A 26,414-nucleotide genomic window follows, 5' to 3' on the forward strand; every position below is an offset into this window, starting at 1 on the left:
CCCCGGATGGCCGGAATGGTGAAAACCATTCCGGCCATCCGGGTTAAACGGCTCTCACGCGTCCAACCGCCTTCAGCCGCCCGGCGGCAGGGACAGCGGCGGAATGGACTCGTGCAGCGGGATCCGGATCCAGCGTTGGCCCGTGGCGCGGAATTCCTTCCGGGTGGCGAAACGGTACAGGTAGCTGCGGGCCCGCACCCAGCGGGGCCGGGCGCCGTCGAACGGATCATGCCGCAACAGGCGCAGGGTGGGGCGGTCGGCCTCCAGAAGCTTGGACAGAAAGGCATAGAACCACTCCTCGTGCACGGTGCGCAGCGGCAGGAACCACATCAGCCAGTCGAGGCGCAGGTGGTAGGGCGCCCACTGGGGCGGGACGCGGCGGACCTCGCCGGGCTTTCCGCGGAACCCGTATTCCCGCCAGTCCGCTGTGTCATCGGGTTCCGCGGCGAGGGTTCCTTCCACGACGATCTCAATCCGCTGCTTGGTGACCGTGCCGAAGGCGCCATAGGTGTTCCCCAGCTGCCAGCGGTTGAAGGCGGCGTTCATCAGCTGGTAGCGGGAGAACAGGTTCTCGATCGGGCGGTAGCTGAGCACCACCAGCAGCACGGTGGCGAGCAGTACCACCACGAGCCACGCGACCGGCGCCTGGCTGCCGGGCGCCGCTGTGCCTGCGGCCCCAGCGTGCCAGTCGAGCGGGATCGCCGGGACCAGGGCATGGGCCACCGGGTCGCTGACAGCGGAGAAGGCGAGCAGGACCGCCATCCAGTTGAGCCAGGCGAAGTTCCCGCTCGCCACCAGCCAGAGCTGGGTGAAGATGATGATCCCCGCGGCCACGCTGGCCAGCGGCTGCGGGGCGAAGAGGAAGAACGGCACCACCAGCTGGGCGAAATGGTTGCCCAGGACCTCCAACCGGTGCCACGGCCTGGGCAGCAAATGCGCCTGCCGGCTGAGCGGCCCCGGCATCGGCTGGGTCTCGTGGTGGTAGTAGACGGCGGACAGGTCACGCCACTCCCGGCCGCCACGGATCTTGATCATGCCCGCGCCAAACTCGAGGCGGAACACCAGCCAGGCCAGCAGGATCAGGATGGTCCGCGGCGGGGGAGTCTGGTCGGAGCCAAGGAAGGCCACAATGAACCCGGCCTCGAGCAACAGCATTTCCCAGCCGAAACCATAAAACGTCTGCCCCACATTGACGATCGACATGTACAACATCCATAGCGCCAGGAACGCCAGCAGGGGTCCCCACGCCGGGCCCAGCTGCGGCAGGCCCAGGATGATCGTGGCGGCAATCGCCATCCCGCCCCAGCAGACGGCCCGCAGCAGCCGGTCCGAGTAACGCCAGCTGAACAGGGTAGGCCGTCGGAGGCGGCGGGAGCGTGCCATGAAGTCCGGCACCGGCAACAGCCCGCGCTCGCCGAGGAGGGCCGGAAACTGGTTGAGCGAGGACAGGAAAGCCACGAAGTAGAGGGTGGCGATGCCGCGCTGGAGCACCTGCCGGGCGAACTCATACTCCGGCGCGTCAAACCAGGCCGTCCACTCCACGATCCCCACGTTACGCCTGAGCTTCGGAGCGTCAATGCGCGGCCACATCCCCGCCCCTTGGCCGCGGATGGCCCTCCCTCTCGCGGGGATACCCGGGCACCGGGCGCGGTGCGGGATACTTGAACCATGCAGCCGCGCAAGATCGTCCTCCTCGGGTCCACCGGTTCCATCGGCACGCAGGCGATTGACGTCGTCGACGGCGCCCCGCACCTTTTCGAGGTCGTCGCGCTCAGCGCCGGCGGCGGCAACCTGGAACTCCTGGCCCGGCAGGCCGTCCACACCCGGGCCCAGGCGGTGGGCGTCGCGTCCGGCGACGCGAAAGCCCTCCAGACCCTGATCGACGACGCCGCCGGCGCAGCCGGCATCACCGGCTACCGGCCCGACATCATCACCGGCCCGGACGCCTCCACCCGGATCGCGGAACTTGACGCCGACGTCGTGCTCAACGGCATCACCGGCTCCATCGGCCTCGCGCCCACCCTGGCCGCGCTCAAATCCGGCGCCACCCTGGCCCTGGCCAATAAGGAGTCCCTGATCGTCGGCGGCGCCCTCATCAAGGCCGCAGCCCGCGAAGGCCAGATCGTCCCGGTGGACTCCGAACACTCCGCCATCGCCCAATGCCTGCGCTCCGGCGCCGCCGCCGAAGTGGACCGGCTGATCCTCACCGCCTCCGGCGGCCCCTTCCGCGGCAAGACCCGGGACGAGCTGCACGACGTCACCCCGCAGGAGGCGCTGGCCCACCCCACCTGGGACATGGGCCTGATGGTCACCACCAACTCCGCCAGCCTGGTCAACAAGGGCCTGGAAGTGATCGAGGCGCACCTGCTCTTCGACATCCCGCTGGAGAAGATCGACGTCGTGGTCCACCCGCAGTCCGTGGTCCACTCGATGGTCCAGTTCATAGACGGATCCACGATCGCCCAGGCCTCCCCGCCGGACATGCGCCTGCCCATCGCCCTGGGCCTGGGCTGGCCGGACCGTGTGCCCAAGGCCGCGGAGGCCTGCGACTGGACCAAGGTCACCAGTTGGACCTTCGAGCCGCTCGATACCGTGGCCTTTCCCGCCGTCGGGCTGGCCAAGGACGCCGCACAGCAGGGGAGCACCTTCCCCGCCGTGTTCAACGCAGCGAACGAGGAAGCCGTCATGGCCTTCCACGCCGGCCGGATCCGCTTCACCGACATTGTCGATACGATCGAAGCCGTACTCAGCGAACACACAGGATCTTCCGGGCTGACGGTGGACTCCGTGCTGGATGCTGAAAGGTGGGCACGCGCCCGCACCCACGAACGTTTAGCCCCCAGAAGCGTCTAGGAAGCAGCAGATCACAGCATGAGCCCGGTACTCCTCTTTATCCTCGGTGTCGTCTTCGTGGCGATCGGCATCGCTTTGTCCATTGCCCTGCACGAGGTGGGGCACCTGCTGCCGGCCAAGCTCTTCAAAGTCCGCGTCACCAAGTACATGATCGGCTTCGGGCCCACCGTCTGGTCCCGGAAGAAGGGCGACACCGAATACGGCTTCAAGGCCATCCCGCTGGGCGGCTTCGTCTCCATGGTCGGCATGTACCCGCCGAATAAGGAGGACGGCACCGTCCGTCCCTCCAGCACCGGCATGTTCCAGAGCCTCGCCTCGGACGCCCGCTCGCTGGCCCACGAGGAAGTGGGCCCCGGGGACGAGAACCGCGTTTTCTACAAGCTTCCGGTGTGGAAGAAGATCGTCGTTATGCTCGGTGGCCCGGCCATGAACATGCTGATCGGGCTCGCGCTGACGGCCGTGCTGCTGATGGGATTCGGCATCGCCACCCAGACCACCGCCATCGCCGACGTCTCCAAATGCCAGGTCAAGGCCGGCGAGACCGTGGACCCGAACTCCGCCGACTGCCAGCTCACGCCCGCCGCCGCCGCGGGACTCCAGCCCAACGACACCATCACCTCCTTCGACGGCAAGGCCGTCACCAGCTGGGTCGAACTCACCGGCTGGATCCGCGCTTCGGCGGGCAAGCAGGTCAGCATCACGGTGGAGCGCGACGGCGCCGCCGTCACCACCACCGTCACGCCGGTGCTCTCCGCGCGCCCGGTGATCGGCGACGACGGCCGGCAGGCCAAGGACGCCGACGGCAAGCTCCTGTACCAGGACGTCGGCTTCCTCGGCATCGGCGCGCAGACGGCACTCGTGCCGCAGCCGGCGTCGACCGTGCTTCCGATGGCGGGCGAGAACATCAAGCAGATCGCCGGGGTTGTGGTCAACCTTCCGGCCCGCGTGGCCGGTGTGGCGCAGGCCGCCTTCAGCGAGGAACCGCGTGACCCCAACGGCCCCATCAGCGTCGTGGGGGTGGGGCGCGTGGCCGGCGAGGTGGCCGCCATGGAGCAGGTCCCGCTGCAGTCCCGCGTGGCCACGTTGGTGGGGCTGCTGGCAGGGTTGAACTTCGCGCTGGCCGTCTTCAACCTCATTCCGCTGTTGCCGCTCGACGGCGGCCATGTGGCCGGCGCGCTCTACGAGGGGGCCCGCCGCCGGATCGCCAAGCTCTTCGGCCGCCCGGACCCCGGCGCCTTCGATATCGCCAAGCTGCTGCCGGTGACATATGTGGTGGCGGTGCTGCTCATGGGTATGGGTGCGCTGCTGATCTACGCGGACATCGTCAAGCCGGTCAACCTCTTCGGCTGAGGCGACGGCCTTCCGGCCTGCGGAAATGTCCTGTGAGGTTCAGGGTGGTGTTGACGCCGCTGTGGCGTTCCCTTTACGGGTTCTCGGCAATGATTCGGAGTGGCTCTGGGTTCGTCAACTGGGAGCTGCTCACCCGAACAGGAGAATCTGACGTTCACCCTGTCCCGGGCCGGCTTTGCAGCGCGGTCCGGGGGCACTTTGCCGCGGCCCGGCGTCGAAATGGACGACGGTGCCCGGCGTTTCGTGTCAAAGTACCCCCGGACGGCGCAGGGTAGCCCCGCCAGTCCCGCCCGGCCCGTTTGCCCAGGCGGGTCTCCGTCGGGCCGGCAAACCGGAATCCGCTGATTTGCTCCTCTAAGCCTATTTCGGCTTATTTCCAATAATCAGTTGAAAATGATTGATTATTAAAGATCAGCCCTCTAGGCTGGGGCCATGTACGTCATGACCATCGACCAGCGCGGCAGCAGCACTGACGTCGACCGTGTCCCCGGCCTGCTCGCGGAACTGGCAGCGCTGTCCACCGCGGGCCGTTTCGAGCGCTCCGTCGGCGACGAGGTCCAGGGCGTCGTGGAACGCCCTGACGACGTCGTGGAGATCGCCCTGCATGCCCTGCGGAGCGGCCGCTGGTACGTGGGGATCGGCGTCGGAGTGGTGGACCTACCCTTGCCCGCCAGCCCGCGCGAAGGATCCGGACCTGCTTTCGTGGCGGCCCGGCTCGCCGTGGACAAGGCCAAGTCCGCCGCCGCCCATGTGCCGCTCGCCGTGGTCTCCGGCGGCCTGCGCAGGGGAGACGCTGCCCCGTCGGCGGAAGGGCGGGCCGGCGCCCGGGCCTGCGCCAACGCCGAGGCGGTGCTGCGGCTAATCGGCCGTCTGGTCCAGGACCGGACCGCGGCCCAGTGGAAAGTGGTGGATGTGCTGCGCTCGGTCCAGCATGGCCAGCACGGCACGCACGGCACGCACGGCACGCAGAAAATCGCGGCCCAAAAACTCGGAATCACGGAACAATCGGTGAGCCGTGCACTCCTGCGGTCCGGCTGGCAGGAAGAATGGGCGGCGAGACCGGCCGCCGAAATGCTGCTGACCCTCGCCCACGGACTGATTGCCGGCGCGGACAACGAGGCCAAGGACACCGGTGCCGGGGACATCAGTGCCCAGCGAAACTGCACAGAAGGAGACCGGTGAACGCCCTCTGGATCACCCTGGCCCTGCTTATGGCCGGTTTTGCCGGCTGGCCCGTGACGGCCCTCGTCTTCCGGCTCGCCCGCACCATCGATGACCGGGCCGACGCCGGCGCTGCCGCCGCCAGCGCGGCGGACCCCGCGGCGGACGTCACAGTCGATCCAAACGCCGGGCCGGCAACGGGGCGGACGCAGGATGCGGCGCCCGGAACCGCAGCGGCCGCAGGCAGCGCAGCTGCAGACGCCGCAGCCGCAGACACCGCAGCGGTCAGCAGCGCCCGTATCCTGCGCGGGGGCGCGATCATCGGCGTCCTCGAGCGGCTGGCTGTCTGCACCGCGATCCTCGCCGGCGAGCCCGTCGCCATCGCCTACGTCGTCGCCATCAAGGGACTCGGCCGCTTCGCCGAACTGAAGGAGACACCGGTGGCCGCCGAGCGGTTCATCATCGGCACGCTCACCTCCATGCTGTGGGCGGCAGGCATCGCCGCGCTGGCCAAGATGTTCTTCCTCGGCTGACGCGACATCCTGCCGACACGGAACTGTCGCCACCGTCCGGCTGGACACCCATCCCCGCTGGCCGCCGCCGTCGGGCCGGCAATCCGTCCGGATGGGTACTCAGGCAAGCGGGGAGATAGTGTATCCGTATGACTGTTTTTGCTGTTGAGTACGTATACGACGCCGAATCCTCCGAAGCCCGAGATGCCAGCCGCCCCGCGCACCGCGAATGGACCGCGGGACTTGCCCACGAGGGCAAGCTGCTGGCCAGCGGGCCCTATGGTGACGGTGCCGGAGCCCTGCTCATCTTCAAGGCTGCCGATGAGACGGCCCTGAACGAGCTCCTCAAGCAGGACCCGTTCGCCGCCGCCGGCGCCATTTCCGGCACCCGCACGACCGCCTGGGCACCCGTGACCGGACTCCTGGCCGATCACGCCGCCTAGGCCGTCCCGCAACAGACCTTCGATCCGTCGAGCCGTTACTTCGATGCCGTTACTTCCATACAAGGAGTCCATGTGACCTCGGTCAGCCTGGGAATGCCGTCAGCACCGCCCCCCGTTCTTGCACCGCGCCGCAAGACCCGACAGATCAAGGTGGGCTCCGTCGGCGTCGGCTCCGATTCCCCCATCAGCGTGCAGTCGATGACCACCACGCCCACCACGGACATCAACGCCACGCTCCAGCAGATCGCCGAACTCACGGCTTCCGGCTGCGACATTGTGCGCGTCGCCTGCCCGACTGCGGACGATGCCGAGGCGCTGTCGATCATCGCAAAGAAGTCGCAGATCCCGGTGATCGCAGACATCCACTTCCAGCCGAAGTATGTTTTTGCCGCGATCGAGGCAGGCTGCGCCGCGGTCCGGGTGAACCCCGGCAACATCCGCAAGTTCGATGACCAGGTAAAGGAAATCGCCCGCGCGGCGAAGGACCATGGCACCTCGATCCGCATCGGCATCAACGCCGGTTCGCTGGAGCCCGGAATCCTGAAGAAGTACGGCAAGGCCACCCCGGAAGCCCTCGTGGAGTCCGCCGTATGGGAAGCCTCGCTGTTCGAGGAGCACGGTTTCCACGACTTCAAGATCTCGGTCAAGCACAATGACCCGGTCATTATGGTGGCCGCCTACGAGATGCTCGCCGCACAGGGCGACTGGCCGCTTCACCTCGGCGTCACCGAGGCCGGACCGGCGTTCCAGGGCACCATCAAGTCCGCCACCGCTTTCGGGGCCCTGCTGTCCCGCGGCATCGGCGACACCATCCGCGTCTCCCTCTCTGCCCCGCCGGTCGAGGAAATCAAGGTGGGCAACCAGATCCTGCAGTCACTCAACCTGCGCCCGCGCAAGCTCGAAATCGTCTCCTGCCCATCCTGCGGCCGCGCCCAGGTGGACGTGTACACCCTCGCCGAACAGGTCACCGCCGGCCTTGAAGGCATGGAAATCCCGCTGCGGGTCGCCGTCATGGGCTGCGTCGTCAACGGCCCCGGCGAAGCCCGCGAAGCCGACCTCGGCGTAGCATCCGGCAACGGCAAGGGCCAGATCTTCGTCAGGGGAGAGGTCATCAAGACTGTCCCCGAGGACCAGATTGTTGAGACACTGATCGAAGAGGCCATGCGTATCGCTGAAGAGATGGGGGAGGCCGATGGCGAAGATGCTGTCAAGGGTAGCCCCGTGGTTAGCGTCTCGTAGGGACGGCGCCGCTCCCGGCGTCGTAATCCGGGTCCTCGGGGGCTCGGACACTTCACAGTTGCTGGACCTGGCGCGGCAGGACGCCGTCGCCAACGTCTTCATCCTGTCCCATCTGGAGACCGCCGGTACGGCGTCTCCCACCGCCGGGGGCGCCAGCATCCTCGGCGTGTTCGACGGCGGGGAACTCCTCGGTGCCTGCTGGGCCGGCGCCAACCTGGTGCCGGTGGAGCTCGACCCGGAATTCGCGGGGATCGTCGCGGCGGCCGCGCACCGCCTGGGCCGGAGGTACGCCTCGATCTTCGGTCCGGCCGGAACGGTGCTGGCCCTCTACACCGAGCTGGACCGGCTGGGCCTCAACGCCCACGAAATCCGGGAAGACCAGCCGCTGATGACCCTCTCCGGACCGCCCGCGGTTCCGCCGAACCCGTTGCTGGGATTCGGCCAGCTGGCCGATTTCGACCGGATTCTGCCCGCCTGCGCGGCCATGTTTGAGGAGGAAGTGGGCTATTCGCCTTACCTCGGCGGCCGGGAATTCTACAGCCGCCGGGTGAAGGCACTGATCCGCCAGGGGCATTCCCTGGTTCACCTGAGCACGGACGGCGAAGTGATCTTCAAGGCCGAACTGGGCGCGGTCACCCCGGAAGTGACCCAGGTCCAGGGTGTGTGGATGAACCCGGACTTCCGCGGTCAGGGCCTGAGCGGCGGGTACATGGCCGCCGTCGTGGTCCTTGCCCAGGCCCTCGCCCCGGTTACCAGCCTCTACGTCAACGACTTCAATACCCGGGCCCGCGCCAGCTACGAGCGGGTCGGCTTCCAGCAGGTGGGCACTTTCGCGACGGTACTTTTCTAGGCGTCGTCTACGCGTCTTGTCCGGACGCGTTCCGGCCGGCTGCAGCCTGCGGGTGCGGGGCTTCAGCCGGCAAGTCGCCTGTGAGGTATCGCTGGATGGTGGGCGCCAGGAGCCTCACCACCTCGTCCTGGCTGGCCGACGCCAGCGGCTCGAGGCGGATGACATAGCGCACCAGCATCGCCCCGACCAGTTGCGTGGCCACCAGGTTTCCCCGCAGGGCAACTTCCTCGGCGGGGCCGGGAACGCCCGCCATGACCCGGGACAGGATGGTCCGGGTGGCCACTTCCCTGAGCATTGCCGTCTTCGCCTTTGAACCGATGGTGCCCCGGAGAAACGCCAGAAGACCAGGCTGTGCGGGGCTTTCCCACAGCCCCAGCACGGCCCGGAGTACGGCCTCCGCCCGCTGTGCAGGGTCGCGGCGATCCAGCCCGGCAAGCACCAATGCAGGGTCGGCGGGCAGTTCAACGCTGAGGGCAAAGAGCTGATCCTTGCCGGCGAAGTAGTGGTGAAGCATGGCTGGGTCCACGTGCGCCTCGCGCGCTATCCCGCGCAGGCTGGTGCCTTCGAAGCCATGCTCGGCGAACAACCGGCGGGCCGTCGCGAGGATCTGGCCGCGGGAGTCCGAATCGCCTGCCCGGCGGCCCCGCCGTGCCCCGGGCCGGCCGCCGCTCACGGGTTCCGCCTCCGCAGGGTAAGCGAGGCCAGAACCAGCACGGCAAGGACAATCATGGCCATGATGCCAGTGTCCTGCCACAGGGACTCCGTGGCGTCGGAGTGGCCGGCAATCTCTTTCAGGGCATCCACCGAGAACGTCAGGGGGAGAACATTGGAGACGGCCTGCAGCACCTCGTTCATCCGGTCCCGCGCGACGAACAGCCCGCACAGCAGGATCTGCGGCACCACCACCACAGGCATGAACTGGACGGCCTGGAATTCAGTGCGGGCGAACGCGGAGCACAGCAGGCCAAGCGCGACGCCCAGCACGGCATTGATGACGGCGATCATCACCACCAGGCCGGGGCTGCCCTTGATCTCCAGGCCGAACACCCAGTACGCGACGCCGGTGGCAACGAGTGATTGGAGGGCCGCCATGACGGAAAAGGCCAGCCCGTAGCCGAACAGCAGGTCGGCTTTGTGGACGGGGGTGGTCAGCAGCCGCTCCAGGGTACCTGACGTCCGCTCCCGGAGCATCGTGATCGACGTGACGAGGAACATCACCACAAACGGGAAGATCGCCAACATCATGAGGCCCACCCGGTCGAAGGTCCGGGAGGCGCCGGGCGGGACAGTTTCGTTCTCGTAGAGGAAGTAGACCGCCGTCAGCAGCAGTGCGGGGACCACCAGCATCAGCGCCACGCTGCGGTGGTCGTGCCGCAGCTGGTCCAGCACACGGACCGTTGTGGCCAGCATCATGCGGGGATTCATTCCGTCACCTTCACGTCGGCTGCCCGGCGCGTTTCCGGGCCGGGCCCGGCTCCGGCGCCTGGCCGCTGGGGCGGCCCTTCTGCGGCCTCCGCCTGCCGGATGATGTTCAAAAAGGCCAGCTCCAGGTCTTCGCTGCGGCCCCTCGCGCTGAGCTCGGCGGGGGTGAGGGATGCGAGGAGCCGCCCCTGCCGCAGGAGCAGGAGGGACGCGCAATGGCTGGCCTCTTCCATCACATGGCTGGAGATCAGCAGAGTGCTCCCCGACGCGGCCATGGCGCCGAAACGATCCCAGAGATCTGCCCGCAGCACGGGGTCCAGGCCTACGGTGGGCTCGTCCAGGATGAGCAGCTTCGGGCGGCCCACGAGGGCGCAGGCCAGCGAGACCCGGCTGAGTTCGCCTCCGGACAGGTCCGCCGTCCTGGTCCGTGCCTGCCCTTCCAGCCCGACGGCGGCAATCGCCTCGGCGGCATCGCGCCTGCCGGTTCTATGCATGGCACCGAAATACCGAACGTTGGCTTCGACGCTGAGGTCGAGGTAGACGCTGGCCGCCTGGGTGACGTAGCCGAGCTCGTGCCGGAGGGCCGGATCGCCGGCAGGCCTTCCGAGCACGGTCACCGAGCCGGACGTTATGCGCTGGACGCCCACAATGGCGCGCATCAGGGTGGTCTTGCCGCTGCCGGAAGGGCCCAGCAATCCGGTGATCCGCCCCCGGGGGATGGCGAAGTCGATATCCCGCAGGATGTTCTTGCCAGCCCTCACGATGCGCAGGGCGGTCACCTGCACCGCTGCTTCCTCGCCGGGGAGCGGGCTGGCTTCTGATGAACGGGACATGGTTCCTCCGCCGGAGCGCTGTGCCGCTAGGGGCCACGCTGAGATCTGCAACGCGATTAATTCACCAAATGATGAATTGAATCTAGACCCCGCGCCGCGGACGGTCAACGGAAAAGTAACCGGATGCCGGCTCTTGTTTTCGGGGCCTGCGTCGCATAGGTTCTACCTAGCCGTGTCGCATCGGCACGTGCATTCCCGGGCGTACACCCGGGAATGCACGTGCCGATAGGGCACACCACGGAACGCACAGCCAGGAATTTGGCGGTGCTGGGGCCGCAGAGCCACGCCATAGCGGGATGACCAGCCGGAAACGGCCAGGGGCTTCCATCGGTTATGGCGTGGCTCTTCCGTGTCCGGGCTGACGGTAGATTAGTACGCAGACGCTTTAACCGGTTTGACCGGTTTCGCCCGCACCTCCCAGAAATGGATGGATACCCCGTGGTCCTTCGACTCTCCAAGCTGTTCCTGCGCACCCTGCGTGAAGATCCCGCCGACGCCGAAGTGGCCAGCCACCGGCTCCTCGTCCGCGCCGGCTACATCCGCCGCGCCGCGCCGGGCATCTACACCTGGCTGCCGCTGGGGCTGAGCGTGCTGCGCAAGGTCGAGCGGGTCATCCGCGAGGAAATGACCGCCATCGGCGCGCAGGAAGTCCACTTCCCGGCGCTGCTGCCCAAGGAGCCCTACGAGGTCACCAACCGCTGGACCGAGTATGGCGACGGCATCTTCCGGCTCAAGGACCGCAAGGGCAACGACTACCTGCTCGCGCCCACCCACGAGGAAATGTTCACGCTCCTGGTCAAGGACCTGTACTCCTCGTACAAGGACCTGCCGCTGAGCATCTACCAGATCCAGAACAAGTACCGCGATGAGGCGCGCCCCCGGGCAGGCCTGCTGCGCGGCCGCGAATTCATCATGAAGGACTCTTATTCCTTCGACGTCGACGACGCCGGACTGGACGCCAGCTACGCAGCGCACCGCGGCGCGTACCTGAAGATCTTCGAGCGCCTCGGCCTCGAGGTCATTCCGGTCGCGGCTACCGCCGGCGCCATGGGCGGGTCCAAGAGCGAGGAATTCCTGCACCCCACGGAGATCGGCGAGGACACCTTCGTGCGCTCCGCCGGCGGATACGCCGCCAACGTTGAGGCCGTCACCACGGTGGTCCCCGCGGACATCGACTTCACGAACGCTCCGGCCGCGGAAGTCCGGGATACCCCGGACACCCCGACCATCGACACCCTCGTCGACGCGGCCAACCAGCTGATGCCAAGGGCAGAGGCCGACGGCGGCGCCTGGGCCGCCGCCGACACGCTCAAGAACGTCGTCCTGGCCGTGACCCTGCCCACCGGGGAACGCCAGATTGTCGTCATCGGCCTGCCGGGCGACCGCGGCGTCGACCTCAGGCGGGTCGAGGCAAACATCGGTTCGTTCCTGCCGATCGCCGGCGAGATCACGCTCGAAGCCGCCAACGAGGAAGACCTCAAGAAGCAGCCGCTGATCGTCAAGGGCTACCTCGGCCCGGGCCTGTCCCTGGACGCGCCCCTGCTGGGCACCGAGGGTGCCGCCAAGCTGCTCTACCTCGTGGATCCCCGCGTTGTCAGCGGTTCTGCCTGGGTGACCGGCGCCAACGAGGCCGGCAAGCACGTCTTCGGTCTGGTGGCCGGACGCGACTTCGGCTGGGACGGCGTCATCGAGTGCACCGAGGTGCGCGCCGGCGACGAGGCACCGGACGGTTCCGGCCCGCTGGAAACCGCCCGAGGCATCGAAATGGGCCACATCTTCCAGCTCGGCCGCAAGTACGCCGCAGCCCTCGAACTCAAGGTCCTGGACCAGAACGGCAAGCAGGTGGTCGTCACCATGGGCTCCTACGGCGTCGGAGTCACCCGCGCCGTTGCCGCCCTGGCCGAGTCCAACCATGACGACAAGGGCCTCGTCTGGCCGCGCGCCGTCGCGCCCGCCGATGTCCACGTGGTGGCCGTTGGCCGCGGCGAGGAAATCTTCGCAACTGCCGAAAAGCTGTCCCTGGAGCTCGAAGCCGCTGGCCTCGACGTCATCTACGACGACCGTCCCAAGGTATCCCCGGGGGTGAAGTTCGGCGACGCCGAGCTCGTGGGTGTCCCGACCATCCTCGCCGTCGGGCGCGGGCTGGTGGACGGCGTCGTTGAGATCAAGGACCGCCGCAGCGGCAACGCCGAAAACATCGCCGTGGACAAGGCAGTCGACTTCGTGGTCAACGCCGTCCGCAACAACTGACGCTGTCCCGGCAGGCGTGGTCTCCGGACTCGAGTCGATCGAGCTCAGCACCCTCATCCTGATCGTGGTGGCCGGCTTCGCCGCGGGCTGGGTCGACGCCGTCGTGGGCGGCGGCGGACTGATCCAGCTCCCGGTGATGCTGCTTGTCCCGGGAATCAGCCCGGTGCAGGCACTGGCCACCAATAAGATGGGGTCGATTTTCGGCACCACAACAAGTGCCGTCACGTATTACCGCCGCGCCCGGCCGGACCTGCGCACAGCCCTGCCCATGGCGGTGATCGCCCTGGCCGGGAGCGCCGGCGGCGCGGTCCTCGCGGCCACCCTTCCGGCCAGCGTGTTCAAGCCGATCATCGTAGCCGCGCTGGTCGCCGTCGCGCTGTTCACGGCTTTCCGCCCGAACGTGGGGGAGCTGACCAGGCTGCGGCACAACGGCCACCGGCACTACGTCCTCGCCTGCCTGATCGGGGGAGTGATTGGTTTCTACGACGGCCTGATCGGCCCGGGGACCGGGTCCTTCCTCATCATCGCGCTGGTCTCGGCGATGGGCTATGCCTTCCTCGAGGCAAGCGCTAAGGCCAAGATCGTGAACACGGCCACCAACGCCGGGGCCCTGCTGTTCTTCGTGCCGCACGGCGCCGTGCTCTGGGGCCTCGGGCTGGTACTCGGCGCGGCGAACATGGCCGGCGGCTACCTTGGCGCGCGGACGGCCGTCAAACAGGGAAGCAAGTTCATCCGCATCGTCTTCCTCGTGGTGGTGGCCGCCCTGATCCTCAAGCTCGGTTCCGACATCTGGCAGGACAGCTTCGCCTGACCCGTACCTGGGCGGCGGGCCCCTCGCCGAGGCCCCTCCCCGATGGGTGGCTGCGGGCGTAGCATGCAGCTATGTCAGCACCTGAAGAACGCTACAGCGATGCCCTTGAGGCTGCGGCCCGGCATACCCGTGAATGGCTGGAGAGCCAGGAAACACGCCCTGTGGGCCCGCGCGTCACCGCGGGGGACCTGGCGGCCGACTTCGGCGGTCCATTGCCCGAGGAGGGCATGCCGGCCGCGGACGTCATCGATTATCTGGCCACCAGGGCCGAACCGGGGCTGATGGCCATGCCCTCAGGACGCTTCTTCGGCTGGGTCATCGGCGGCACCCTGCCCGCGGCCCTGGCCGCGGACTGGCTGGTCAGCGCCTGGGACCAGAACGCCGGACTGCGCTACGCCACTCCTGCCGCCGCGGCCATCGAGGAGGCCGCCGGCGGCTGGCTCCTGGAGCTGCTGGGGCTTCCGGCGGAGTCCGACGTCGGCTTCGCCACGGGCGCCACCATGGCCAACTTCACCGGCCTCGCCGCGGCGCGGTGGCGCCTGATGGCCGAGGCCGGCTGGGATCTCGACGGCAACGGCCTCGCCGGAGCACCGAAAATCCACTGCTTTGTGGGGCAGCAACGGCACGATACGATCGACCTCGGCTTGCGGTACCTCGGGCTGGGCCGGCCCACGCCCGTCCCCGCGGACCGGCAGGGACGCATTATTCCCAAGGAACTGGACCGCGCCCTCGAACGTGCGCTGGACGGCGCGCCCAGCCGCGCGAACAGGTCCGGCCGGGCCCCGGCGCTGGTCTGCCTGCAGGCCGGAAACCTGCATTCCGGAGCGTTTGACCCCTTCGCCGAGGCGATCGCCGTCGCGAAATCGCACGGCGCCTGGGTGCACGTGGACGGCGCCTTCGGGCTCTGGGCCGCGGCCGTCCCCGAGTTGGCCGGTCTCACGGCGGGCCTGCAACTGGCCGACTCCTGGGGCACCGACGCGCACAAAACCCTCAACGTCCCCTACGACTGCGGCATCGCCGTCGTCCGGGACGCCCAGGCCCTGCGTTCTGCCATGGGCCTGCACACGAGCTATCTGATCCACGACGCGGACGGTGCGGCGGACCCGTTCGAGAAGGTTCCGGAGCTGTCCCGCCGTGCCCGCGGGGTGCCTGTCTGGGCCGCCCTGAAGTCCCTCGGCAGGGACGGCGTCGCCGGCCAAATCCGCGAACTGGTGCGGTGTGCCGCGCAGCTGGCGGAGCGGCTGTCCGCGCTGGACGGGGTCGAAGTGCTCAACGATGTCGACTACACCCAGGTGTCGCTGGCCTTCGGGGACGACGCCGTCACGCGCGCAGTGACCGCCCGGATCATCAGCGACGGCCGGGTGTGGATGTCCGGCTCGCGCTGGCAGGACCGGGACGTCCTGCGGATCTCGGTCAGCAACTGGAGTACGGACGACGCCGATGTGGCGGTTGCTGTCGGCGCCGTGCGGGACGCGTTGGCGGCGGTCCGCGGCTAGGAGGTCGATTTCGCCGGTTCGTCGGGGGTATGGCGGGGCCAGGACCTTTTCGCGCCGGGAGGACATGTCCATTTTTCGCACCCGGGACAGGGCATAACCGGAATATGTCCACCCGCCGGCCCCGGCGCGGGGCATGTCCGGTCCAGTGGGGCCGGAATATATCCATGAGCCAGCCCCGGGGGAGGGGCATGTCCGGTCCCGTGGGCACATGTCCACCCGCCGGCCCCGCCGCGGGGCATGTCCGGTCCCGTGGGCATTTTCGTGTTCGTGGCCGGGCGCAGGCAGCCAGCGGGCGCGCTCCTTCCCGGTTGCCCGCCGGCCCGGTTGCCCGCCGGCCCGGGCCAAGCCCGGATTCCCGGGCGAGTTTGACGCCGCGCGCCGAAGCAACTGGGGAGGACCGTCACGGCATGGGCATGGGCATGGGCGAGCGGGGGCGGTCCGGTCAGGCGTTGGGTGGGTCCGGCGGCCGGGAGCCGGGCTGCGGCGAGCCTGGCCGCGGGAGGACATGCCCAGTCCTCTCGCCCGGGACCGGGCATAACCGGACTATGTCCACCCGCCGGCCCCGGCGCAGGGCATGTCCCTGTGCCCGGCCATCCCGCCTTGGACCCGGACCCCTACGAACCAACGACAATTCCCGGCTAGCGTGCCCCGTCAGCCGGCCGATGCTCCCGGCGCCGGCAGCTCGTGCGGCGCGGGCAGCCCCGGCAGGGTGCGTCCGGCAAGCGTGCTGGCGACCCAGAGCGAGCGGGCGAGGTCCCCATTGTGGCGGGGCTTCGAGGCATACCGGAGGGCGTTCTCCACCTCACGGGCGAGGCTCCACTGCCGCGCGGTTTCCGGGTCGAGGCCCGCGGCCGTGCTGAAGTCCCGGCAGCGCTCCAGGAGGGCGCCCCGGGGATCCGCCCGTGACAGCTCCGGGATCCGGTTCCACAGCACCGGGGCGACGGCGAACTCCGCTTCCCCGATCATGGGCTGGGGATCGATCGCGGCGTAGCCGATGATGCCCTCCCCGCTCCCCTCCCCGCGCGGCCGGGCCAGGATGTTCAGGTAGTGAAGATCCGTATGCACAAGCACGTCCTTGCCGGAGCGGCGTCCGACGGCGCCGCGCGTCTGGCAGACCTCGAGCGCAGCTTCCAGCAGCCAGCGCGGGAAGGGCCGGGCGAGGTGTTCCCAGCTCTCCGGCAACTCATCGCTCCATTGTTCGGCCCGGGCCGCTATGTGGTTGAATTCCCGCCACTCGGCGCGGCCGTCGGGCACCAGGCTGAGCCGGCGCACCACGGTTCCCCACACGGGCACGGCGGTCTCCACAGGGGCGTCCTGCAGGGAACGCACGGCGTCTAGGCGCTCCAACAGGATCGCGCCGGCACCGGCGTCGGCCGCCAGCAGCCCGACGGCGCCGTCACCGCCCCAGAGGCTGAGGGCGTGCCGCTCCAACAGCGCTTCCTCGTGCGGATAGGCGATCTTCAGGACGGCGCTTTCCAGGCCCCCGCCGTGCTCGCCCCGCCTGTGCACCGGGACAACGATGGCCCCGTGGCCGTTCCACGGCATGGTGCCGGGAACAAGGTCAAGCTTGAGTTGCCACTGCGCCAGGCAATGCCGGATCAGCCGGGGGAGCGACGCCAGCCACTCCCGGCCGCTGGCGCCGCCGCCATAGCGTCGGGTGAGGTCGGGCGGGATCGGGACGTCTGCGGGCTGGCTCATCGGATCCAGCGTAGTCCCAGGTGGTCGGCGAGGCCCGGCCGGCCCTGCCGCGGCGTGCGGGTGAGCCGGGGATCAGACGATGCCGCTGGCGCCAAGCCAGTTGCCGATCAGGAAAGTCGCGACCAGCGCTGCGGCGCCGCCGACCACCACCCGGAGCGCCGCCTTCATCTTCGAGCCGCCGCCGATCCAGGCCCCCAGCGCACCGGTGGCCGCCAGGGCCACGAGAACGGCCACGAAGGTCAGCGGGACGCGGATGTTCTCCGGCGGCAAAAGGATGGCGAGCATGGGGAGGATTGCGCCGGTCAGGAACGCGATAGCGGAGGCGAACGCCGCATGCCAGGGACTGACGATGTCCGTCTCGTCGATGTGGAGTTCAGCGGAAAGGTGGGCGCCGAGGGCATCGTGGGCGGTGAGCTCCTTGGCGACCGTGCGGGCCGTGTCGGCGCTGAGGCCCTTGCCCTGGTAGATGGCGGTGAGCTCCTCGAGCTCTTCCTCGGGCTGCTCGGCCAGTTCGCGCCGCTCCTTTTCGATCAGGGCCTGCTGGCTGTCCTTCTGGCTGCTGACGGACACGTACTCGCCAAGGGCCATGGAGATCGCGCCGCCCACGACGCCGGCGGCACCGGCGATGAGGATGGGGCCGGAGTCCGTGGTGACGCCGGCGACGCCGACCACGATCGCGGCGACGGAGACAATGCCATCATTGGCGCCCAGGACACCCGCACGGAGCCAGTTCAGCCGGTGTGCGATGTCGTTGTGATGGGGCTCATTCTCATGAAGGGTGGCCGTGCCGGTGCTGTCCATGGCTACAGCAAAGCACCACCGCCGCCGGCTGGCCAGTGTGATGAGGCTAAGCAAAGTAAGTCCGGACTTCCTCGGCGCAGCGGCTTCCTTTGCCGAGCAGCCCCCGGGGTAGGGCGCAACGGGGGCACTTCGACACGGACACGCCGGATACCGGGCGGGATTCGTGGCCTGCAGACCTCAAAGCCGCCCCACACGGCGGCGGGCACGAGGAGTAGCTGCGGGCAAAGAGGGGGACGCGGGAGGAATAGCCGTCTAGGGACTAGGGGCTGGGAGTCGGCAGTTCGGGGAACCCCTCCGGGTCCATTCCCAGGCCGGGGAGTGCGCCTGTCTCCGCGCCCCACAGGGCGGACCGGCGCGCGGCACCCACAAGGCCGGCGATGGCCCACTGACGGGTCTGGCCCTCGCTCAGGGCCACGAGGTCGCCGTAAACGGGCAGCGCCGAGGCCTCCAGACTGCCGAGGCCGGCGGCGGGCGAGGCCAGGAAGTCCGGTGACATGGTGTACCCGGCCTGCCGGGACGGCACCGGGGCACAGTGCATCCTGCTCAGGGCCTCAGCCTCGCCTGCAAGGGCTTCATGCCGGGCTAGCTGCTCCGAGGCCGACGTGGCCGCCCCGCCGCCCAGCCGGGTCAGTGCCACCTGATAGCCATACACGGTTTCCAGTTCGCTCCGCACCGTCGCCGCAAGCGCTTCCCGCAGGATGGCCGCGCCGTCGGACGGGCCGGAGGTCGACGCCGTCGCCGGCTGGCCGGGGCAGGCGCCGGATGGCTTCGGGCCCGCAGGGTCAGCCTGCGGGGGATCCGGGGCGCCTGTGGCGGCGGCCAGGGACGAGGCCTGCAGGAGCTGGGCGGTTCCGACGGATGCCAGGAGCCGTGCCATGCCGCCGTCGGCCACTGCGGCATCCGCGAGCCGTTGCGAGCCGCTGCTCGCCAGCGCGCCGGCCAGCGCCGCTGAGGACGAGGGGAGCGCAGCGGCTGAGGATGCAGGCGGGGCCGAAGGGGAAACAGCCGCGTCCGAAACGGGCTCACCAGGGAGCAGGAGGGCCCGGGCCTGGCTTGTCAGCAAACTCACAGTCAGCGAAACGGACGCCTGCCCGGCGCCGGCGGCGGACCGGGCCAGCTGTTCACCGGCGGCCCTGAGCCGCATCGTATCGCTCAGTGCGGCGGCCCTCGCCTGCTCGGAATAAGGCGGTGCCGCGGGTTCCTTGGGGCCTCCGGGCGTCAAGGCCACGCCCAGGCTGACCACCACCAGGGCGAGGATGCTGAGGAGCGCGAAACGCGGAAGGAGCTCCCTCCCTCGCTTTTCCCCGGTGTCGTCTTTCACAACACACCATGTTGTCATGCCGGCCGGGAACCCAAGTGCACCACGGCGCCCGGAAAATCGCTACGCTAGTACACACAACATCATCTAGCGGGAGGCGGCCGGCATCATGACCAACGCAGAAGCCACGACTTCAACAGACCGGACCGGGACGGGTAAGGCTGACGCCGCACCCGCTCACAACTTCGAGGCTGAGCGGCTGCACGCACTCCTCGAGCCCGAAGTGCTGGCGAACCGGTTGTATCTGGAAGACGTTTCCATTCATATCGCCGGCGCCAACCGCGTGGTCCACGTAGTGGTGGACCTGCCCCAGGAGGAAACCGGTGGCGTCGGCCTCGACGTCATCGCCGAGATCTCCAGGACCCTCTCCGAAACCTTGGACAACGATCCCAGCACGGACTCCCGCCCCTACGAGCTTGAGGTCTCCTCGCCCGGCGTCGGGCGTCCCCTCACCGAAGAGCGGCACTGGCACCGCGCCCGCGGCCGGATGGTCAAGGTCAATGTCCTGCAGGGCGAGAACGTCACCGGCCGGGTCCGGTCCGTCGACGACGACGGCATCACGCTGGTCCCCGAGATCGCCGTCAAGAAGGGCATGAAGCCCAAGCAGGGCGAGCCCGTCAAACTTCCTTTCGACAGGATCCGTAGTGGAAAAGTCGAGATAGAGTTCAGCCACCTCGAAGAGGCTGGTCTGGAGAACGCACACAATGGACCTTCTGAGGAGGCCTAATGGATATTGACATGAGCGCACTGAGACTCCTGGAGCGTGAGCGTGAAATCCCTCTGGATCTCCTGATTCCGACGATCGAGCAGGCGTTGCTGGTTGCCTACCACAAGACGCCGGGAGCCTTCGAGACGGCCCGCGCCGAGCTGGACCGCAAGAGCGGCCATGTGACCATCTGGGCCACCGAGATCGACGACGACGGCGCCCCCATCGGCGAATTCGAGGACACGCCCGCGGGCTTCGGCCGCATCGCTGCCAGCACCGCACGGCAGATTATCCTGCAGCGCCTGCGCGATGTTGAGGACGACAATGTCCTCGGCGAGTTCAAGGGCCGCGAAGGCGAGCTGGTGGCAGGAACCATCCAGCAGGGCAACAACCCGCACATGATCCAGGTCAACCTGGGCACCGTGGAGGCACTGCTGCCGCCGCCCGAGCAGGTCCCGGGGGAGAAGTACACCCACGGCAACCGGCTCCGCGCCTTCGTGATCGACGTCCACCGCGGCACCAAGGGACCCTCCATCACGCTGTCCCGTTCACACCCGGGCCTCGTCAGGAAGCTCTTCGAACTGGAAGTCCCGGAGATCGCCGACCGTTCCGTGGAGATCGTGGCACTGGCACGCGAAGCCGGGCACCGCACCAAGATGGCGGTCAAGGCCAACACCCCCGGCATCAATGCCAAGGGTGCCTGCATCGGTGAAATGGGTTCGCGCGTCCGCGCCGTTATGACCGAGTTGAACGACGAGAAGATCGACATCGTCGATTACAGCGACGATCCGGCCACCTTTATCGCCAGTGCACTCTCGCCGTCGCGCGTGAATTCGGTCACCATCACCGACGAGGCAACCCGCTCCGCGCGCGTCGTGGTGCCGGACTACCAGCTCTCCCTCGCGATCGGCAAGGAAGGCCAGAACGCGCGCCTGGCCGCCAAGCTCACCGGCTGGCGGATCGACATCGTCTCGGACGCCGCGGTGAACCGCGACAACTAGGCCTCAGTCCGGGCCCGCCCGTTAGCGTCCGCGTCCGCGCGGGTTCGGGGCACAGACGCTTGGGGGGCTAGAATAGACATGACCGGGCCTAACGGCCGGTATCCGTGTGCCCTCAGCACAACCGGGTTTTCATCCGGAAGCTGTGGGCCGGCAGATATGTACTGGCAGGAAGTTACTCGGAAGTGGCACAAGTGCAACACCTCGAGAACCGGCCGCAGCGTACCTGCATCGGATGCCGGAAAAAGGGCTCGCGGTCTGAGTTACTCCGGCTCGTCGCCGACGGCAGCGGTTCTTCCGCCGTCGTACTGGATGAACGACGCCGGATGGCTGGCCGGGGTGCATGGCTGCACCCCAGCGAGAAGTGCCTGGCACTGGCGGTCAAACGTCGAGCGTTCGGTCGCGCCCTCAACGGCGCAACCGGAACAACCGACGTCGAACGCCGGATCACCGCAGTCACGAAAGCCGTGGACACCCCGGTGGCCGCAGCAACAACCGTCCAACCTGAAAGCGGGTCAGAAAACTGATGGAAACCCGATGAGTTCCCAGCGATGAGTGCGCAACGATGACAACTTTGTTGCGCTCTGCAATGGACCTTTCAGCTGCACTCGCGGCGGAGGTCCGCATTAAGAAGTAGACGGTTCGTGCCTGGCTCGGTGCGGACCGAGACAGGAGAAATGTGGCCAAGGTCCGCGTACATGAGCTTGCAAAAGAGCTCGGTATTACTTCCAAAGATGCAGTAACCAAACTGCAGGAACTGGGCGAATTCGTTCGCTCTGCCTCTTCCACCATTGAGGCCCCCGTTGTGAGGAAACTCCGCAACGCATTCCCCGACGCAGCAGCAGCTTCGAAGGCAGAAGCGCCTGCGTCCGCCCCCAAGGCACCCGCCAGCCCCTCGGCAACCCGTCCGGCGCCCGCGCCGGCTCCGGCCGCGCCCGCAGCGCCGGCGGCTGCAGCGACCAAGAGTGAGGCTCCGGCCCCGGCAGCAGCTGCTCCGGCACCCGCCGCCGCACCGTCAGCCCCCGCTGCCCAGGCTCCGGCCTCTCCGTCGACGGGCATCAAGCCCGGCGCACGGCCTGCTCCGAAGGCTGAAGCTCCGGCCGCTCCGGCACGCCAGGGCGGCTCGGCACCTCGCCCGGGCGGTCCCCGACCCGGCAACAACCCGTTCGCTACGTCCCAGGGCATGCCCCGGGGCCGCGGCGGCGACAACGAACGTCCGTCGCGTCCGGGTAACAACCCCTTCGCTCCTTCCCAGGGCATGCCGCGTCCGGGCGGAAACCGCACCGAGGGCGAACGCCCCGGCGGCCCGCGTCCCGCAGCAGGCGCAGGGGGTCCCCGTCCGGGTGCTCCCCGTACCGGCGGCGCTCCGGGTGCCCGCCCGGGTGCTCCCCGTCCGGCTGGCGCTGCCGGCGCTGGCCGTCCGGCAGGAGCCGGCGGAAACCGCCCGACTCCCGGCATGATGCCCAACCGCACCGAACGTCCCGCACCGGCCGGTGCAGGCCGTCCCGGTGGCGGCGCCCGTGGTCCGGGCCGTCCGGGTGGCGCTCCAGGTACCGGTGCTCCCGGTGCCGGCGGCGGCGCTCCGGCCGGCGGTGGCTTCGGCAAGGGTGGCCGCGGTCGCGGCGGAACCCAGGGTGCTTTCGGCAAGGGCGGCGCAGGCCGTGGCAAGCAGCGCAAGTCGAAGCGTGCCAAGCGCCAGGAACTCGAGCAGATGAGTGCTCCGTCGCTGGGTGGCGTCAGCGTTCCCCGCGGCGACGGCAACACCGTAGTCCGGCTTCGCCGTGGCTCGTCCATCACGGACTTTGCCGACAAGATCGAGGCGAACCCCGCCGCACTGGTGACGGTCCTCTTCCACCTCGGCGAAATGGCTACGGCCACGCAGTCGCTGGATGAAGAGACCTTCGCACTGCTCGGCGAGGAGCTTGGCTACAAACTCCAGGTCGTGTCGCCGGAGGATGAGGAGCGCGAGCTGCTCTCCGGCTTCGACATCGACTTCGAAGCAGAGCTGGAAGCCGAAGGCGACGAAGACCTCGAGGCGCGTCCTCCGGTTGTCACCGTCATGGGTCACGTTGACCACGGTAAGACCCGCCTGCTCGATGCCATCCGCAAGTCCGACGTTATGGCGGGCGAGCACGGCGGCATCACGCAGCACATCGGTGCCTACCAGGTCACCCACCCGCACGAAGGCATCGATCGCAAGATCACGTTCATCGATACTCCGGGCCACGAGGCGTTCACCGCCATGCGTGCCCGTGGTGCGAAGGTCACCGACATCGCCATCCTGGTGGTCGCAGCGGACGACGGCGTGATGCCGCAGACCGTTGAGGCCCTCAACCATGCCCAGGCGGCCAACGTGCCGATCGTCGTGGCCGTGAACAAGATCGACAAGGAAGGCGCCAACCCGGAGAAGGTCCGCGGCCAGCTGACCGAGTACGGACTGGTTCCGGAAGAGTACGGTGGCGACACCATGTTCGTGGAGGTCTCTGCCCGCCAGAACCTCAACATCGACGAGCTGCTCGAGGCTGTCCTGCTGACCGCAGACGCTGCCCTGGACATGCGCGCCAACCCGAACAAGGATGCCCGCGGTATCGCGATTGAAGCCAATCTGGACAAGGGCCGCGGTTCCGTGGCCACCGTCCTGGTTCAGTCCGGCACCCTGCACGTCGGCGACACCATCGTGGCAGGCACGGCCCACGGCCGTGTCCGTGCGATGTTCGACGACGACGGCAGCGTCCTGACCGAGGCCGGCCCGTCCCGCCCCGTGCAGGTCCTGGGTCTGTCCAACGTCCCGCGTGCCGGCGACACCTTCTTCGTGACCGCTGACGAGCGCACCGCCCGCCAGATCGCCGAGAAGCGTGAAACCGCCGACCGCAACGCGGCCCTGGCCAAGCGCCGCAAGCGCATCAGCCTGGAAGACTTCGACCAGGCCGTCGCCGAAGGCAAGATCGACACCCTCAACCTCATCCTCAAGGGTGACGTGTCCGGTGCAGTGGAAGCCCTCGAAGACGCGCTGCTCAAGATCGACGTCGGCGAAGGCGTCCAGCTCCGCATCATCCACCGCGGTGTCGGTGCGATCACGCAGAACGACGTCAACCTGGCAACGGTCGACAGCGCCGTCATCATCGGCTTCAACGTCAAGCCCGCCGAGCGTGTTGCCGAACTGGCAGACCGCGAAGGCGTGGACATGCGCTTCTACTCCGTCATCTACGCAGCAATTGATGACATCGAGATGGCCCTCAAGGGCATGCTCAAGCCGGAGTACGAAGAAGTCCAGCTTGGCACCGCCGAGGTCCGCGAAGTGTTCCGTTCCTCCAAGTTCGGCAACATTGCAGGCTCGATCGTCCGCTCGGGTGTTATCCGACGCAACGCGAAGGCCCGCATCACCCGCGACGGCAAGATCCTCGGTGACAACCTCGCCGTTGAGACGCTCAAGCGCTTCAAGGACGACGCCACCGAGGTCCGCACGGACTTCGAGTGTGGTATCGGTCTTGGCTCGTTCAACGACATCAACGAGGGTGACATCATCGAGACCTTCGAGATGCGCGAAAAGCCGCGCGTCTAAGGTGTTGCTTCACGGGTGGGGCCGTCGGAATTTTTCCGGCGGCCCCGCCCCTACGCTGGGCGGCAATGGATCTGCGATCCATTGCCGCCCAGCTTCGGCAGCGGCGGCAGCCTTCCCAATGCTCGCAAGCTCGCATCGGGGCCCTCGGCTGCCACCTTGGATGCCACCCGGGCCGCCGGAAAAATTCCAACGGGAGTCCATCGTTGACTCGCCGTAGTGCGTGGCAGAAAACTGAAACGAGCGACCCCGCCCAACAGGCGCCGTCGTACATCCAAATTTTTAGGAGTGGAAATGGCTGATCCCGCACGGGCTGCCAAGTTGGCGCAGCGGATTAAGGTTGTTGTTGCGGAGGCGCTGGGCCGGAGGGTCAAGGACCCTCGGCTTGAGGGTATTACTGTCACTGATGCCCGCGTGACCAATGATTTGCAGCATGCCACGATCTACTACACGGTGTTCGGTGACCAGCTGGTCCAGGCAGAGGCCGCGAAGGGGCTGGAGAAGGCCAAGGGCGTGCTTCGGCAGGAAGTCGGACGGAACATCACGGTCCGCCTGACCCCGACCCTCGAGTTCGTTGCCGACCAGATCCCGGTCAACGCCTCCAACCTTGAGGAACTGCTCCGGGCCGCCAAGAAGCGCGACGCCGAAGTCGCCGCACTTGCGGCAAGCGCGAAGCACGCCGGCGACGCCGATCCGTATAAGAGTGACACACCCGAGGACGTGGACCTCGACGAAGACGACTTCGACGAAGAGGGCCTCGACCTTCTTGACGAAGACGGCGTCGACGAGGACAGCAACAAGTAGTCCCGCAGCACCGCAGGATTTCTGCAACGAGAAGGCCGGCCCCGATTTCGGGGCCGGCCTTCTCGGCTTTGCGGGTGGCCCGATTCAGGCCCGTGCCAGGCGCAGCGGTCAGGAGCCGCTGTCGCGATCGTTCGAGCCGTGGTCCAGCTCCAGATACAGCACCTGGCCGTTCGGCCCGAGGGCATTGGCCGTCGCGTAGAGCCGGTGTCCGCGGAGGGCGACGTCGGCCGTCAGGCCCGCGGCGAGCACGACCGTCTGTTCGCCGGATTCCCGGTCGATTTTGAGGATACCCTCGCCGAACAGCGACGCGACGTACATTTCGCCGTAGTCGTCAATCACCAGTCCGGTGGGGGACATGATCCCGTCGGCAACGAGCTTCACATCGTCGTCGTCCGGGTTCACCTTGAAGATCGCCCCGCGGGCACCGAGCGCCGGGTCTTCCGGTCCGCCCGGAAGCGAGGTGACGTAAAGCCAACCGCCGGGCCCGACAGCAACGTCGGTGGGAACAGCCTCGAAATCGTAGATCGTTCCCACCACGCAATCCGGCAGGCCGTTGGAGGCCGCAACTTCAGCGGTGATCTTGTAGGGCCGCGGCGGCAGCACCGCTATGGTCTTCGTGTTGCCGCTCTCTGCGTCCACGGACACGACACTGTTGGCGCCGGCGTCGGCTACGTAGATGGTGTGTTCGGTCACGGCAATGGCGTACGGATGGGAATCCACTTCGCCTCTATACGTGGCCGGCATCTCCGGCGGCAACAGCGCCGCGCAGCCGGTGGGCAGGCCGCGGAAGCCGTACAGGGTCTTGCCGTCGGCGTTGTCGTCCTTTTCGAGGGCGGCGAAATCTCCCAGGGTCCGCTGGTCGCCGTCGTCGTCGATGATCCGGATGTGGCCGAGGAGGTCGCGTTGGTCACCCGGCCCGGCCCCCTGGCTCTCGAGGAAATACGTCGAGCCGTGCCACTGGGTATTGCCGGCAATGTCCCAGTCCGCGGCTTCGTAGAGGACCTTCTTGGTCCCATCGGAGGCGATCCGGGTCAGCCGGCCGGCGAATTCCTCACTCACCGTGACCGAGCCGTGGCTCCCGGCACTGATATGCAGCGGACCCACGAGTCCGTCAGCGAGTTGGACCGGGGATTTCCCGGTCGAGGTCCCGTCCGCGGCTGCACCAGCGGACCCGGCCGAGAGGATCACGGCTGCGGTGGCAACCGAGGCTAGTAATGACAGTTTCTTTCTCATGGTTTGCTCCAGTGGCGAGTGATGAAGAATCCACAGCACGAGACCAACGAGACCGGTGATACGGCGGCCGGGAAAAC

General features: G+C 68.0%; 23 protein-coding genes. 15 read left to right on the top strand and 8 right to left on the bottom strand.

Features of this window, described 5'->3' with window-relative positions; all coding sequences use genetic code 11:
• Window positions 1–72: 72 nt before the first annotated feature.
• A complete protein-coding gene (locus ACZYZE_RS09515; RefSeq protein ID WP_463907454.1) occupies window positions 73–1,590 on the bottom strand; it encodes a lipase maturation factor family protein in 1,518 nt (505 codons plus the stop codon).
• Between the two features lie 78 nt (window positions 1,591–1,668).
• Between ACZYZE_RS09515 and dxr the strand changes: the two genes are divergently transcribed.
• The 7 genes from dxr to ACZYZE_RS09550 all read left to right on the top strand — a co-directional run bounded on the left by dxr (window position 1,669) and on the right by ACZYZE_RS09550 (window position 8,408).
• On the top strand, window positions 1,669–2,853 hold the full coding sequence (gene dxr, locus ACZYZE_RS09520) for a 1-deoxy-D-xylulose-5-phosphate reductoisomerase (protein ID WP_463907455.1): 1,185 nt from the start codon (window positions 1,669–1,671) through the stop codon (window positions 2,851–2,853).
• A gap of 18 nt (window positions 2,854–2,871) precedes the next feature.
• The gene (locus tag ACZYZE_RS09525; protein ID WP_459318649.1) at window positions 2,872–4,203 is read left to right on the top strand and encodes a M50 family metallopeptidase; all 1,332 of its coding nucleotides are present in this window, start codon (window positions 2,872–2,874) and stop codon (window positions 4,201–4,203) included.
• A 432-nt stretch (window positions 4,204–4,635) separates the two neighbouring features.
• The gene (locus ACZYZE_RS09530; RefSeq protein WP_463907456.1) at window positions 4,636–5,385 is read left to right on the top strand and encodes a MarR family transcriptional regulator; all 750 of its coding nucleotides are present in this window, start codon (window positions 4,636–4,638) and stop codon (window positions 5,383–5,385) included.
• Entirely contained in the window at window positions 5,382–5,897 is a 516-nt protein-coding gene (locus ACZYZE_RS09535; RefSeq protein ID WP_459318651.1) for a hypothetical protein, read from the top strand. The genes ACZYZE_RS09530 and ACZYZE_RS09535 overlap by 4 nt, the downstream gene beginning before the upstream one ends.
• Before the next feature lie 128 nt (window positions 5,898–6,025).
• Window positions 6,026–6,319 (top strand): YciI family protein, encoded by a 294-nt coding sequence (locus ACZYZE_RS09540; RefSeq protein ID WP_459318652.1) that lies wholly within the window; start codon window positions 6,026–6,028, stop codon window positions 6,317–6,319.
• Between the two features lie 72 nt (window positions 6,320–6,391).
• Window positions 6,392–7,558: a flavodoxin-dependent (E)-4-hydroxy-3-methylbut-2-enyl-diphosphate synthase gene (gene ispG / locus ACZYZE_RS09545; protein WP_459318653.1), complete on the top strand. Its 1,167-nt coding sequence runs from the start codon at window positions 6,392–6,394 to the stop codon at window positions 7,556–7,558.
• Window positions 7,521–8,408: a GNAT family N-acetyltransferase gene (locus ACZYZE_RS09550; RefSeq protein ID WP_459318737.1), complete on the top strand. Its 888-nt coding sequence runs from the start codon at window positions 7,521–7,523 to the stop codon at window positions 8,406–8,408. The genes ispG and ACZYZE_RS09550 overlap by 38 nt, the downstream gene beginning before the upstream one ends.
• Window positions 8,409–8,415: 7 nt before the next feature.
• Here ACZYZE_RS09550 and ACZYZE_RS09555 read toward each other — a convergent pair whose 3' ends face one another.
• Genes ACZYZE_RS09555 through ACZYZE_RS09565 form a run of 3 tightly spaced genes read right to left on the bottom strand, consistent with a single transcriptional unit; the run spans window position 8,416 to window position 10,663 of the window.
• Window positions 8,416–9,081, bottom strand: a complete 666-nt coding sequence (locus tag ACZYZE_RS09555; RefSeq protein WP_459318654.1) for a TetR/AcrR family transcriptional regulator — start codon at window positions 9,079–9,081, stop codon at window positions 8,416–8,418.
• Window positions 9,078–9,821 carry an ABC transporter permease gene (locus tag ACZYZE_RS09560; protein WP_459318738.1) on the bottom strand — a complete coding sequence of 248 codons (744 nt, stop codon included), beginning with the start codon at window positions 9,819–9,821 and terminating at the stop codon, window positions 9,078–9,080. The genes ACZYZE_RS09555 and ACZYZE_RS09560 overlap by 4 nt, the downstream gene beginning before the upstream one ends.
• A gap of 8 nt (window positions 9,822–9,829) precedes the next feature.
• Complete coding sequence (locus ACZYZE_RS09565; protein ID WP_459318655.1) at window positions 9,830–10,663, bottom strand: ABC transporter ATP-binding protein; 834 nt, start codon at window positions 10,661–10,663, stop codon at window positions 9,830–9,832.
• 438 nt (window positions 10,664–11,101) lie between these two features.
• On the opposite strand from ACZYZE_RS09565, the gene ACZYZE_RS09570 reads away from it, so the two are divergent.
• The 3 genes from ACZYZE_RS09570 to ACZYZE_RS09580 all read left to right on the top strand — a co-directional run bounded on the left by ACZYZE_RS09570 (window position 11,102) and on the right by ACZYZE_RS09580 (window position 15,220).
• Window positions 11,102–12,913: a proline--tRNA ligase gene (locus tag ACZYZE_RS09570; RefSeq protein ID WP_463907457.1), complete on the top strand. Its 1,812-nt coding sequence runs from the start codon at window positions 11,102–11,104 to the stop codon at window positions 12,911–12,913.
• A 16-nt stretch (window positions 12,914–12,929) separates the two neighbouring features.
• Complete coding sequence (locus ACZYZE_RS09575; protein ID WP_463907458.1) at window positions 12,930–13,724, top strand: sulfite exporter TauE/SafE family protein; 795 nt, start codon at window positions 12,930–12,932, stop codon at window positions 13,722–13,724.
• 71 nt (window positions 13,725–13,795) lie between these two features.
• A complete protein-coding gene (locus tag ACZYZE_RS09580) occupies window positions 13,796–15,220 on the top strand; it encodes a pyridoxal phosphate-dependent decarboxylase family protein (protein ID WP_463907459.1) in 1,425 nt (474 codons plus the stop codon).
• Between the two features lie 651 nt (window positions 15,221–15,871).
• Here the strand turns inward: ACZYZE_RS09580 and ACZYZE_RS09585 are convergent.
• The 3 genes from ACZYZE_RS09585 to ACZYZE_RS09595 all read right to left on the bottom strand — a co-directional run bounded on the left by ACZYZE_RS09585 (window position 15,872) and on the right by ACZYZE_RS09595 (window position 19,040).
• On the bottom strand, window positions 15,872–16,918 hold the full coding sequence (locus tag ACZYZE_RS09585) for an aminoglycoside phosphotransferase family protein (RefSeq protein WP_459318659.1): 1,047 nt from the start codon (window positions 16,916–16,918) through the stop codon (window positions 15,872–15,874).
• 72 nt (window positions 16,919–16,990) lie between these two features.
• Complete coding sequence (locus ACZYZE_RS09590) at window positions 16,991–17,719, bottom strand: VIT1/CCC1 transporter family protein (RefSeq protein ID WP_459318660.1); 729 nt, start codon at window positions 17,717–17,719, stop codon at window positions 16,991–16,993.
• A 259-nt stretch (window positions 17,720–17,978) separates the two neighbouring features.
• Window positions 17,979–19,040, bottom strand: a complete 1,062-nt coding sequence (locus ACZYZE_RS09595; RefSeq protein ID WP_463907460.1) for a ferritin-like domain-containing protein — start codon at window positions 19,038–19,040, stop codon at window positions 17,979–17,981.
• A gap of 106 nt (window positions 19,041–19,146) precedes the next feature.
• Between ACZYZE_RS09595 and rimP the strand changes: the two genes are divergently transcribed.
• The 5 genes from rimP to rbfA all read left to right on the top strand — a co-directional run bounded on the left by rimP (window position 19,147) and on the right by rbfA (window position 25,104).
• Entirely contained in the window at window positions 19,147–19,764 is a 618-nt protein-coding gene (gene rimP / locus ACZYZE_RS09600) for a ribosome maturation factor RimP (RefSeq protein WP_463907461.1), read from the top strand.
• A complete protein-coding gene (gene nusA, locus ACZYZE_RS09605) occupies window positions 19,764–20,744 on the top strand; it encodes a transcription termination factor NusA (protein ID WP_459318663.1) in 981 nt (326 codons plus the stop codon). Before rimP ends, nusA begins: the two co-directional genes overlap by 1 nt.
• A gap of 182 nt (window positions 20,745–20,926) precedes the next feature.
• Window positions 20,927–21,268 (top strand): YlxR family protein, encoded by a 342-nt coding sequence (locus ACZYZE_RS09610; protein WP_459318664.1) that lies wholly within the window; start codon window positions 20,927–20,929, stop codon window positions 21,266–21,268.
• 152 nt (window positions 21,269–21,420) lie between these two features.
• Entirely contained in the window at window positions 21,421–24,303 is a 2,883-nt protein-coding gene (gene infB, locus ACZYZE_RS09615; RefSeq protein ID WP_459318665.1) for a translation initiation factor IF-2, read from the top strand.
• 291 nt (window positions 24,304–24,594) lie between these two features.
• Window positions 24,595–25,104, top strand: a complete 510-nt coding sequence (rbfA, locus tag ACZYZE_RS09620) for a 30S ribosome-binding factor RbfA (RefSeq protein ID WP_463907462.1) — start codon at window positions 24,595–24,597, stop codon at window positions 25,102–25,104.
• 108 nt (window positions 25,105–25,212) lie between these two features.
• Here the strand turns inward: rbfA and ACZYZE_RS09625 are convergent, their stop codons facing one another.
• Window positions 25,213–26,337 (bottom strand): ScyD/ScyE family protein, encoded by a 1,125-nt coding sequence (locus ACZYZE_RS09625; protein WP_459318667.1) that lies wholly within the window; start codon window positions 26,335–26,337, stop codon window positions 25,213–25,215.
• Window positions 26,338–26,414 lie beyond the last annotated feature (77 nt).

The organism is Pseudarthrobacter woesei, assembly GCF_055412745.1.

What these genes read in the sequence shown, in the direction of transcription:
- ACZYZE_RS09515 (WP_463907454.1), bottom strand. Translation starts at nt 1,590, where the DNA reads ATGTGGCCGCGCATTGACGCTCCGAAGCTCAGGCGTAACGTGGGGATC.
- nusA (WP_459318663.1), top strand. Translation starts at nt 19,764, where the DNA reads ATGGATATTGACATGAGCGCACTGAGACTCCTGGAGCGTGAGCGTGAA.
- ACZYZE_RS09540 (WP_459318652.1), top strand. Translation starts at nt 6,026, where the DNA reads ATGACTGTTTTTGCTGTTGAGTACGTATACGACGCCGAATCCTCCGAA.
- ACZYZE_RS09550 (WP_459318737.1), top strand. Translation starts at nt 7,521, where the DNA reads ATGCTGTCAAGGGTAGCCCCGTGGTTAGCGTCTCGTAGGGACGGCGCC.
- ACZYZE_RS09525 (WP_459318649.1), top strand. Translation starts at nt 2,872, where the DNA reads ATGAGCCCGGTACTCCTCTTTATCCTCGGTGTCGTCTTCGTGGCGATC.
- rbfA (WP_463907462.1), top strand. Translation starts at nt 24,595, where the DNA reads ATGGCTGATCCCGCACGGGCTGCCAAGTTGGCGCAGCGGATTAAGGTT.
- ACZYZE_RS09565 (WP_459318655.1), bottom strand. Translation starts at nt 10,663, where the DNA reads ATGTCCCGTTCATCAGAAGCCAGCCCGCTCCCCGGCGAGGAAGCAGCG.
- ACZYZE_RS09590 (WP_459318660.1), bottom strand. Translation starts at nt 17,719, where the DNA reads ATGGACAGCACCGGCACGGCCACCCTTCATGAGAATGAGCCCCATCAC.
- ACZYZE_RS09560 (WP_459318738.1), bottom strand. Translation starts at nt 9,821, where the DNA reads ATGATGCTGGCCACAACGGTCCGTGTGCTGGACCAGCTGCGGCACGAC.
- ACZYZE_RS09580 (WP_463907459.1), top strand. Translation starts at nt 13,796, where the DNA reads ATGTCAGCACCTGAAGAACGCTACAGCGATGCCCTTGAGGCTGCGGCC.
- ACZYZE_RS09625 (WP_459318667.1), bottom strand. Translation starts at nt 26,337, where the DNA reads ATGAGAAAGAAACTGTCATTACTAGCCTCGGTTGCCACCGCAGCCGTG.
- dxr (WP_463907455.1), top strand. Translation starts at nt 1,669, where the DNA reads ATGCAGCCGCGCAAGATCGTCCTCCTCGGGTCCACCGGTTCCATCGGC.
- ACZYZE_RS09585 (WP_459318659.1), bottom strand. Translation starts at nt 16,918, where the DNA reads ATGAGCCAGCCCGCAGACGTCCCGATCCCGCCCGACCTCACCCGACGC.
- rimP (WP_463907461.1), top strand. Translation starts at nt 19,147, where the DNA reads ATGACCAACGCAGAAGCCACGACTTCAACAGACCGGACCGGGACGGGT.
- ACZYZE_RS09530 (WP_463907456.1), top strand. Translation starts at nt 4,636, where the DNA reads ATGTACGTCATGACCATCGACCAGCGCGGCAGCAGCACTGACGTCGAC.